The organism is Streptomyces sp. NPDC057271 (genome assembly GCF_042668715.1).
GTDB lineage: Bacteria > Actinomycetota > Actinomycetes > Streptomycetales > Streptomycetaceae > Streptomyces.
On the sequence record NZ_JBHUYJ010000072.1, the window covers coordinates 1 to 9345 of the forward strand.

The window sequence follows — 9345 nt, forward strand, 5'->3', positions numbered from 1 at the left end:
TCTCCAGGCTCGAAAGAGGACTCAGCAGGGACGACGACCTCACTCACGCCTACCGCAAGTGGCTCCAAGCCGCTTGACAGCAATAGGAGCATCAGCGGGGTGCCCGGACCGGGTGTGGAGGGGATTGTCGGTGGTCCGTGGCAGGATCGTGTACGTGGCCGAGACAGCATCGAAGAAGACCGAAGAAACCCGTCCCCGCCTGCTCCTCATGGACGGGCACTCGCTCGCGTACCGGGCGTTCTTCGCGCTGCCCGTGGAGAACTTCACGAGCGCGAGCGGACAGACGACGAACGCGATCTACGGCTTCGCGTCGATGCTCGCGAACACGCTGCGCGACGAGGCGCCCACGCACTTCGCCGTCGCGTTCGACGTGTCCCGCAAGACGTGGCGCTCGGCGGACTTCCCCGAGTACAAGGCGAATCGCTCCAAGACCCCGGACGAGTTCAAGGGCCAGGTCGAGCTGATCGGCGAGCTGCTCGACACCATGAACGCGGTGCGGTTCGCGGTCGACGGCTTCGAGGCGGACGATGTCATCGCGACGCTCGCGACGCAGGCCGAGGCGGCCGGCTTCGAGGTCCTGATCGTCACGGGTGACCGCGACTCCTTCCAGCTGGTCACCGACCACGTGACCGTGCTCTACCCCACCAAGGGCGTCTCCGAGCTGACCCGCTTCACTCCGGAGAAGGTCCAGGAGAAGTACGGCCTCACCCCCTCCCAGTACCCCGACTTCGCCGCCCTGCGCGGCGACCCGTCCGACAACCTGCCCGGCATCCCGGGCGTCGGCGAGAAGACCGCGACGAAGTGGATCAACCAGTTCGGCTCCTTCGCCGAGCTGGTCGAGCGTGCCGACGAGGTCAAGGGCAAGGTCGGGCAGGCCCTGCGCGACCACCTGGAGTCGGTCAAGCTCAACCGGCACCTGACCGAGCTGGTCCGGGACGTCGAACTGCCCCGCACCGTCGCGGAGCTGGAGCGCGCGCCGTACGACCGGACCGCGCTCAAGGGCTTCCTCGAGGTCCTGGAGATCCGCAACCCGAGCCTGCGCGAGCGCCTGCTCGCGGTCGACCCCGGTGCGGAAGAAGAGGAAGCCCCGGTTCCCGACGCGGGCGTCGAACTGGACGGCACCGCCCTCGGCACCGGCGAGCTGGCGCCCTGGCTGGAGGCCCACGGCGCGCAGCCGCTCGGTGTCGCCACCGTCGCCGCCTGGGCCCTGGGCGCGGGCAACGTCAGCGAGGTCGCCCTCGCGGCGGCTGACGGCAAGGCGGCCTGGTTCGACACGACCCGCCTCGACGAGCAGGACGAGCGGGCCTTCGCGGCGTGGCTCGCCGACGCCGCCAGGCCGAAGGTGATGCACAACGCCAAGGAGGCCCTGCGCGTCTTCCCCGAGCACGGCTGGCAGCTCGAAGGCGTCACGATGGACACCGCGCTCGCCGCCTATCTGGTCAAGCCCGGGCGCCGCTCCTTCGCCCTGGACGCGCTCTCCGTCGAGTACCTCCACCGCGAGCTGGCCCCGGCCGCCGCCGACGGGCAGCTCGCCTTCGGCACCGACGAGCACGCCGAGGCGGACGCCCTGATGTCACAGGCGCGCGCGGTCCTCGACCTCGGAGAGGCGTTCGGCGAGAAGCTCGGCGAGGTCGGCGCGACCGAGCTGCTGCATGACGTGGAGCTGCCGACGTCCCTGCTCCTGGCCCGGATGGAGCGGCACGGCATCGCCGCCGACCGGGACCATCTGGAGGCCATGGAGCAGCAGTTCGCCGGAGCGGTGCAGCAGGCCGTGAAGGAGGCGCACGACGCGGTGGGGCACGAGTTCAACCTCGGCTCGCCCAAGCAGCTCCAGGAGGTCTTCTTCGGCGAGCTGAACCTGCCGAAGACGAAGAAGACCAAGACCGGCTACACCACGGACGCCGACGCGCTGGCCTGGCTGGCCGGGCAGACCGAGCACGAACTGCCGGTGATCATGCTCCGCCACCGTGAGCAGGCGCGTCTGCGCTCCACGGTCGAGGGCCTGATCAAGACGATCGCCGGCGACGGCCGCATCCACACCACCTTCAGCCAGACGGTGGCGGCGACGGGCCGGCTGTCGTCCACCGACCCGAACCTTCAGAACGTGCCGGTGCGCACCGACGAGGGCCGCGCCATCCGGCACGGCTTCGTCGTGGGCGAGGGCTTCGAGTCGCTGATGACGGCGGACTACAGTCAGATCGAACTGCGGGTCATGGCCCATCTCTCCGAGGACGAGGGCCTGATCGAGGCGTTCACCTCCGGCGAGGACCTGCACACCACGGTCGCCTCGCAGGTCTTCGGCGTCGAGCGGTCCGCCGTCGACGCCGAGATGCGCCGCAAGATCAAGGCCATGTCCTACGGCCTGGCGTACGGCCTCTCGGCCTTCGGCCTCTCCCAGCAGCTGAACATCGAGCCGGGCGAGGCCCGTGCCCTGATGGACACGTACTTCGAGCGCTTCGGCGGGGTACGGGAGTACCTGCACCGGGTCGTCGACGAGGCCCGCGCCACGGGGTACACGGAGACGATGCTCGGCCGCCGCCGGTACCTCCCCGACCTGAACAGCGACAACCGCCAGCGCCGTGAGGCCGCCGAGCGGATGGCGCTGAACGCGCCGATCCAGGGCACGGCGGCGGACATCGTCAAGGTCGCGATGCTGAACGTGGACCGGGCGCTGACGGAGGCCGGGCTCGCCTCCCGCATGCTTCTCCAGGTCCACGACGAGATCGTGCTCGAAGTGGCTCCGGGCGAGCGGGAGCGGGTCGAGAGCCTCCTCCGCGAGCAGATGGCCTCGGCGGTCTCCCTCCGAGCCCCCCTCGACGTCTCGGTCGGCGTGGGCCCGGACTGGGAGTCGGCGGCCCACTGACGGCCCCGGGCGCGGGCGGGAGACCGCCCGCGCCGGACGGACCCGCTCGTCGACACCCGGGCGGCCGGGTGTGCCGGAGCGCGCGGCCGGGTGTGCCGGAGCGCGCGGAGTGCACTGCCGCGCCCCGGGTGGAGCGGTGCGCCGCGTCCCGGCAGCGGGGTCAGCGAGGTCCTGGACGGGAGCCGGCCGGCGCGTCCTCCCGGGAACGACCGCCTTCGCGGGACGCGGTCGACGACGGCCGGGTCCCGCGCAGCCGCATCCCCGCGCCGTACAGCACCAGGCCGACCGCGAGCCCCGCGCCGCCGCCGAAGCAGGCCGTCGGAACGATGTCCAGGGGCGTCTCGATCCGGCCCCAGTACGCGTACCAGCGCAGGCACCGGTGCACGATCCCGGCCAGGACGCAGGCGCCGATCAGCCCGCCCGCCGACCACTGTCCCCGGCGGCTCAGTACAGGCACGTCCGGCGGGGTGGGCCCTCCGGCGGCGCCGCGCAGCGCCCGCACCGTGAACCACACCAGCAGCGCCAGCGCCAGCGCCGACCCTCCGTACTGCAGGTACAGATAGACCGGGAACCCGGCCACGATCGCGTCCAGGAACGGAATCGCGCGTGTGCCCCAGCGGTCGAGGTGGGTGAAGGAGTCCCATATGACATGGGTCGAGGCCCCGATCGCCGCGGACACGCAGAACCACCCGGCGAGCGGCAGGGGCGCGCGGCCGGCCCACGAACTCCCCCGGACGAACCCGTACACCCGCCCCTGCCACCGGCCCGGCAGCAGCGCCACCAACGGCTCACGCACCATCAGCCACACCGCCACCAAGGCGCCCGCGATGAGCAGGTCGACCGTCACGACACCGAGACCGGAGTGCGTGACGTTTCCGAAGAGCATCGCGCCCGGGATCGCCGTGGCCGCGAAGTAGGTCATGTCGGGTGCGAACGACCCCGCCACGAGTCCGGAGGCGATCAACGGGCCGCGTCCGGTGCCGTCCCGGCGGATGCCCGGCAGCACCGCGGCGGCATGGCTGAGCGTGAACGGCATCGGAACATCCCCCTCGAATTCCGCGCCGGCCCGGGAACTTCCCGGCGGCCGACGGTCGGCGATCACGCCCAGTATGCGTGAGCGATCTCAACCCGGATCGCGGGCGCCAAGTGGTGACGAAAGAGTGAAACACGGTCAAGGCTCGGTGTTCCGGGGCTCGTCGGTGTCATAGGGTCTCCTGAGGCCTCGCGCGGGGAGCGCGGAGTGCAGTCGAGGGGGAGGAACCAGACGTATGGCAGCGCAATTCGGCCGTCGGCTGCGCAGGGGGGCCACCAGCGGTGCCGTCGTGGCCGCGGCGGTGGCGGCACTGGCCGCCTCGCAGGGACCCGGCGCGGTCGCGCCGCCCGCGGACGCCGCGGGTGGGGACCGGCCGGCCGGCGCGGGTGACGCGACGCTCCCGCCGGACGGATCGGCGACCGGCGACTCGCCGTACTACACCGACCTTCCGCCGCTGAACACGCCCAACAAGCCCGGCACTTCCATAGACCTGCCGATCGTCACCGGCCCCGCCGAGGCCGGCATACCCGCGACCGTACTCTCCGCCTACAAGCGCGCGGAGCAGTCCATACGATCCAGCGACCCCGCGTGTCACCTTCCGTGGCAGCTGCTCGCCGGCATAGGCAAGGTCGAGTCCGGGCAGGCACGCGGCGGACGCGTCGACGCCAACGGCACCACGCTCTCGCCGATCCTCGGCCCGAAGCTCAACGGTGTCGGCTTCGCGAACATCTCGGACACCGACAACGGTGCGTTCGACAACGACACGACGCATGACCGTGCCGTCGGCCCGATGCAGTTCATCCCCTCTACCTGGGCGACCTGGGGTCAGGACGCCAACGGCGACGGCCGCAAGGACCCCAACAACATCTACGACGCCGCGCAGGCCGCCGGGCTCTACCTGTGCGCCAACAACCGCGACCTCGCGGTCAAGGCCGATCTGGACCGGGCGATCCTCAGCTACAACCGCTCGACCGAGTACCTGCGCACCGTGCTCTCCTGGTTCGAGTACTACCAGCGCGGCACCCACCAGGTCCCGGACGGCACGGGAACGCTGCCCGTCGACCGCAGCGACACCCCCGGCACCGGCCGCTCCCCTCAGCCCACGCCGACCGCGCCGGTGACCCCCTCGCCGTCGCCCACGCCGGCTCCGCAGAAGCCGACGCCGACGCCGACGCCGGACCCGTCCGTGCCCGGCACCCCCACGCCGACCCCGCCCGCGACCGTCGAGGTGGCGCGGATCAAGGACGCCGGCACCGGCACACTGACGGTCACCGCCGGTGGCACCTTCGCCGAGCGGCCGACGGTCGAGGCGCTGGACGCGAAGGGCAAGCCGGTCTCCGGAGTGAGCGTGCGCTTCGAGATCGTCGGCTCCACCGACTCCCACTTCGGTGGTGTGGCGAAGAGCGTGCGGGTCACGACCGGCTCCACGGGCCGTGCCGTCGCGCCGCTCGTCCGGGCGGGCGAGCAGACGGGCACCTTCACGGTCCGGGCCACGGTCGTGGACCGAGCCCTGGCGCCCGTCGGGTTCACCGCGACCGTCACCGAGCGGACCGCCGACACGCTGGTCCGCGGTGACGCCAAGGATCTGACGGCCACCACCGGCGGCCGGTTCGCGGACCGCGTCCTGGTGAAGGCGACCCTCGACGGTGCCCCCGCCGCCTCGGTCGGTCTGACCGCCACCTTCATCACCTCGGCGGACGACCCGCAGACCAACACCAAGGGCCCCTACTTCAAGGACGCCGAAGACCAGCCGCTGCGGACCCTCACGGTGAAGACGGACGCCAACGGACTGCTCACCCTCCCCGACATCTACGCGGACGACCAGGAGGGCCCCTTCCTGCTCCGGCTGACGACGCCCGGCGGAGGCACCCTGACCATCGAGCTCGTGGTCACCGCCCCGGCCCCCGAGCCGACCCCGACCCCGACCCCGACCCCGACGCCTTCACCGACGCCTGCCCCGACGTCCTCGCCGACCGTCTCGCCCGAGGCCACCCGGACCCCCTGAGCGACTCGCTGAGCAGCGCCCCCACCGGAGCGCCCCGCTCGGCCGCCGCCCATCCGCCGCCCCCTTGTCCGCCCGGACGCGGGGGCGGCGCTCCGTGTTCTGAGTGCAACGTGTTCTCATCTCGCGGCCACATTGCTACGGTGCCCCAGCCCTGACGCCGCATCAGATAGAGCACCGGGAGGCCGACCTTGCGCGCCCTCGTAGCCGCCGCCATCGGGCTGGTCCCAGTCCTCCTCGTCATGCTCCTCGTCTCCGTGGTCGACCTGCCGCCCGACGGGCCCACCTCGCCCAAGCCCCTCCTCACCGCCGACCCCGGTCCCAAGAAGTAGGAGGAGCCACACCCATGCGCCGCCGCGCCAGCCTCGTCCTGCTCTCCTTCGCCGTGTTCTTCGCCGCGATGGCCCCCACCCTCCGCTGGTACGTCTTCCCTCGCGTGGCGAAGATTCCGCCGAACCAGTACCAGGAGATCGTCCTGGAGGCGAAGCCCGCCACCCTCGTCGACTACTCGACCCTCACGGCCAAGGAGGTCGAGAAGCTCACGATCATCCAGACGCTCAAGGGCAACGTGGAGGAGTCGAAGCGGATCGAGCGGAACGCCGGCCGCGACGTGGTCGTCTGGGACGCGCTCACCTACATCACCGGACCCGACGGCAAGATGGTCTCCAAGATCCCCGAGCGCTACATCTTCGACGCCCACACACAGGACCCGGTCAACGCCACCGGGGCGATGGTCGACGGGGACGCCGTCCGGCGCGAGGGCATCGAGTTCAAATGGCCCTTCCTCACCGAGAAGAGGGACTACCAGTACTACGACGCCCGCTCCCGCACCTCGGCACCCATCCACTACAAGGGCACCCGCACCTTCCGGGGCATGGACGTCTACTACTTCGAGCAGACCATCCCCTGGACCCAGGTCCCCATGCCCAAGACGATGCCGATCGAAGGCATCACCCCCGAGATGATCAGCCAGTCGGGCATGACCATCTGGTACACGACCAAGCGGATGTTCTGGGTCGACCCCGTCACCGGCGCCCCCGTCAACGGCGAGGAGATCCACAAGGAGGAGCTCCGCAACGAGAAGACCGACTGGAAGGTCACTGCCTTCTCCGGCCACGTGAAGATGCGCGAGGACTACATCCGCAGCACCGTCGAGCTGGTCAAGACGAACCGCACGGTCGTCCTGCTCGTCACCTCCTACCTCCCGTGGACGTTCGTCACCCTCTCCCTCCTCCTGCTCGCCCTCTCCCTCTGGCTGGAGGCCCGCGGCCGGCGTCCCGGCCCGGACAGCCCCGCTACCGCTCCCTCCTGAGCCGCGCGCTGGTGTGCCGCGTCGGCTCCGCCCCCGCCGGATCCTCCGGCCACGGATGCTTGGGATAGCGCCCGCGCAGCTCGGCCCGGACGGCGCGGTAGCCGTCCCGCCAGAACGAGGCCAGATCGGCGGTGACGGCCGCCGGGCGGCCGGCGGGGGAGAGGAGATGGACCACGACCGGCGTCCCGCCCGCCACCTTCGGTGTCTCGGCGAGCCCGAACATCTCCTGCAGCTTCACCGCGAGGACCGGCTGCTCCCCGCCGTAGTCCACCCGTATCCGCGACCCGCTGGGCACCTCGATCCGCTCCGGCGCGAGCTCGTCGAGCCTGCCCGCCTCGCCTGTGGCCCACGGCAGCAGCCGTCCCAGAGCCTGTCCCGCGTCGATCCGGCCGAGGTCCGCCCGCCGCCGGGCCCGGGAGAGCTCCGGCTCCAGCCACTCGTCCGCCCGGTCGAGCAGAGCTCCCTCCGCCATCTCCGGCCAGGGATCGCCCACGACCCGGTGGAGAAAGGCGAGGCGCAGTCGCAGCTCCTCCGACTCCCGGCTCCACCGCAACAGCCCGAGCCCCTCGCGCCGCAACCCGTCCAGGAGCGCCGCCCGTACGCGCCCGGGGTCGGCGCCGTCTCTGAGCGGACGGGCGGTCAGCTCGACGGCGCCAAGCCGGGACACGGACCGGGCGACCACGTCCCCGTCCTCCCAGTGGACCTCCTCGCCGGAGGCGAGCAGATGCCCGGCGGCCGCCCGCGCCACTTCCTCGTCCACCACGGCGGCCAGCCGCACCCTGGCCGTGGCGCTCCGCGCGGTCCGGTCCGCCACGGCGACCGCCAGCCACGGCGCGCTGCCGAGCCCCGACCCGTCGGCGAGCTCGGCACCCGTCCCCGACACCATCAGGAACCCGCCGCTCTCCCGCGCCCTGGCCACCCGCTCGGGGAAGGCGTACGCCGTCACCAGCCCGGCCACGACGTCCTCCCCGCCGCCTGCCAGAGCGCCACCATCCCCGTCCCGCGAAGACTCGGGCCCCGCCTCCGTGGCCGACCGCTCCAGACGCCGGGCCTCCGCCTTCCACCGCGCCCCGTACCCGTCGGTGCCCCGCCGCGCCGCGCGCCAGGCCGCCGCCAGGTCGTCGCCGTACTCCCGCGGCGGCTCCTCGCTGAGCAGCGCGACCACCTCGGCCGCCCGCCGCGCACCGACCTCGGGCGAACCGTCGATCAGGGCCCGGGCGAGCCGAGGGTGTACCCCGAGCCGGGACATCCGTACCCCCCGCGCCGTCGCGCGCCCCTCCTCGTCCACCGCGCCGACCGACGTCAGTACGGAGCGCGCGGCCGCCATCGCTCCGGCGGGCGGTGGGTCGAGGAGCGCGAGTCCTTCCGCCGTGGGGTCGCCCCAGCAGGCCGTGCGCAGGGCGAACGAGGCCAGGTCCGCGATCTCGATCTCGGGGGAGGGGAAGCGGGACCGGCGCCCGTCGTCCGCCTCCGCCCAGCAGCGGTACACGATGCCGAACCCCTCCCGGCCGGAGCGGCCCGAGCGCTGGGTCGCGGCGGCGAGCGACACCGGCACCGTGGCGAGTGACCCGAGACCGCGGGCGTGGTCCGTCCGCGGCTCCCGCGCCAGTCCCGAGTCCACGACGATCCGCACCCCCGGCACGGTGAGGCTCGACTCCGCCACCGAGGTCGCGAGGATCACCCGGCGCGGCCCACCGGGCTCCGCGCCGCGGAGCACCGCGTCCTGCACCACCGTCGGCGCCCGCCCGTGCAGCTGGAGCACGTCGGCGTCGAGGTCCGCGAGCATCCCCGCCGTCCGCGCGATCTCTCCCGTGCCGGGAAGGAAACAGAGGACGTCGCCCTGATGGCGCTCGCACGCCAGCCGGACCGTCGCCGCCACATGACGCAGCAGAGCGGGATCCACCCACGTGCCGTGGGAGGGCCGGACACCGGCGGGCGGTGCGGCGAACCGGACGAGGTAGCCGTGTGTCTCGCCCTTGCTCCGGACGATGGGCGCCGGGCCGGTGCCGTCCAGGACCGTCAGGAGCTGCGACCACGCCTCCGCGTCGGTGGTGGCCGAGGCGGCGATCAAGTTCAGCTCGGGCCGCAGCGTGGCCCGGACGTCCACCAGGAACGCCATCGCCGTGTCCGCGTCC

At 72.4% G+C, this 9345-nt stretch carries 6 protein-coding genes; 4 read left to right on the top strand and 2 right to left on the bottom strand.

Annotated elements, in window-relative coordinates:
- Positions 1-208: 208 nt before the first annotated feature.
- Entirely contained in the window at positions 209-2863 is a 2655-nt protein-coding gene (gene polA / locus ACFUJR_RS27085) for a DNA polymerase I (protein ID WP_383170134.1), read from the top strand.
- 160 nt (positions 2864-3023) lie between these two features.
- On the opposite strand, the gene ACFUJR_RS27090 is transcribed toward polA, so the two are convergent.
- On the bottom strand, positions 3024-3899 hold the full coding sequence (locus tag ACFUJR_RS27090; RefSeq protein ID WP_383170130.1) for a DUF4184 family protein: 876 nt from the start codon (positions 3897-3899) through the stop codon (positions 3024-3026).
- Positions 3900-4131: 232 nt separating this feature from the next.
- Between ACFUJR_RS27090 and ACFUJR_RS27095 the strand changes: the two genes are divergently transcribed.
- The 3 genes from ACFUJR_RS27095 to ACFUJR_RS27105 all read left to right on the top strand — a co-directional run bounded on the left by ACFUJR_RS27095 (position 4132) and on the right by ACFUJR_RS27105 (position 7210).
- The gene (locus ACFUJR_RS27095; protein ID WP_383170128.1) at positions 4132-5901 is read left to right on the top strand and encodes a lytic murein transglycosylase; all 1770 of its coding nucleotides are present in this window, start codon (positions 4132-4134) and stop codon (positions 5899-5901) included.
- A 188-nt stretch (positions 5902-6089) separates the two neighbouring features.
- Positions 6090-6230 carry an SPW_0924 family protein gene (locus tag ACFUJR_RS27100; protein ID WP_383170127.1) on the top strand — a complete coding sequence of 47 codons (141 nt, stop codon included), beginning with the start codon at positions 6090-6092 and terminating at the stop codon, positions 6228-6230.
- Between the two features lie 14 nt (positions 6231-6244).
- A complete protein-coding gene (locus tag ACFUJR_RS27105) occupies positions 6245-7210 on the top strand; it encodes a DUF3068 domain-containing protein (RefSeq protein WP_383170125.1) in 966 nt (321 codons plus the stop codon).
- On the opposite strand, the gene hrpB is transcribed toward ACFUJR_RS27105, so the two are convergent.
- Positions 7194-9345: ATP-dependent helicase HrpB (hrpB, locus tag ACFUJR_RS27110; RefSeq protein ID WP_383450808.1), on the bottom strand; the 2152-nt coding region annotated here is incomplete at its 5' end. The genes ACFUJR_RS27105 and hrpB overlap by 17 nt on opposite strands.

Excerpts from the sequence above, each read along its gene's own strand:
- polA (WP_383170134.1), top strand. The coding sequence starts at position 209 with ATGGACGGGCACTCGCTCGCGTACCGGGCGTTCTTCGCGCTGCCCGTG.
- ACFUJR_RS27090 (WP_383170130.1), bottom strand. The coding sequence starts at position 3,899 with ATGCCGTTCACGCTCAGCCATGCCGCCGCGGTGCTGCCGGGCATCCGC.
- ACFUJR_RS27095 (WP_383170128.1), top strand. The coding sequence starts at position 4,132 with ATGGCAGCGCAATTCGGCCGTCGGCTGCGCAGGGGGGCCACCAGCGGT.
- ACFUJR_RS27105 (WP_383170125.1), top strand. The coding sequence starts at position 6,245 with ATGCGCCGCCGCGCCAGCCTCGTCCTGCTCTCCTTCGCCGTGTTCTTC.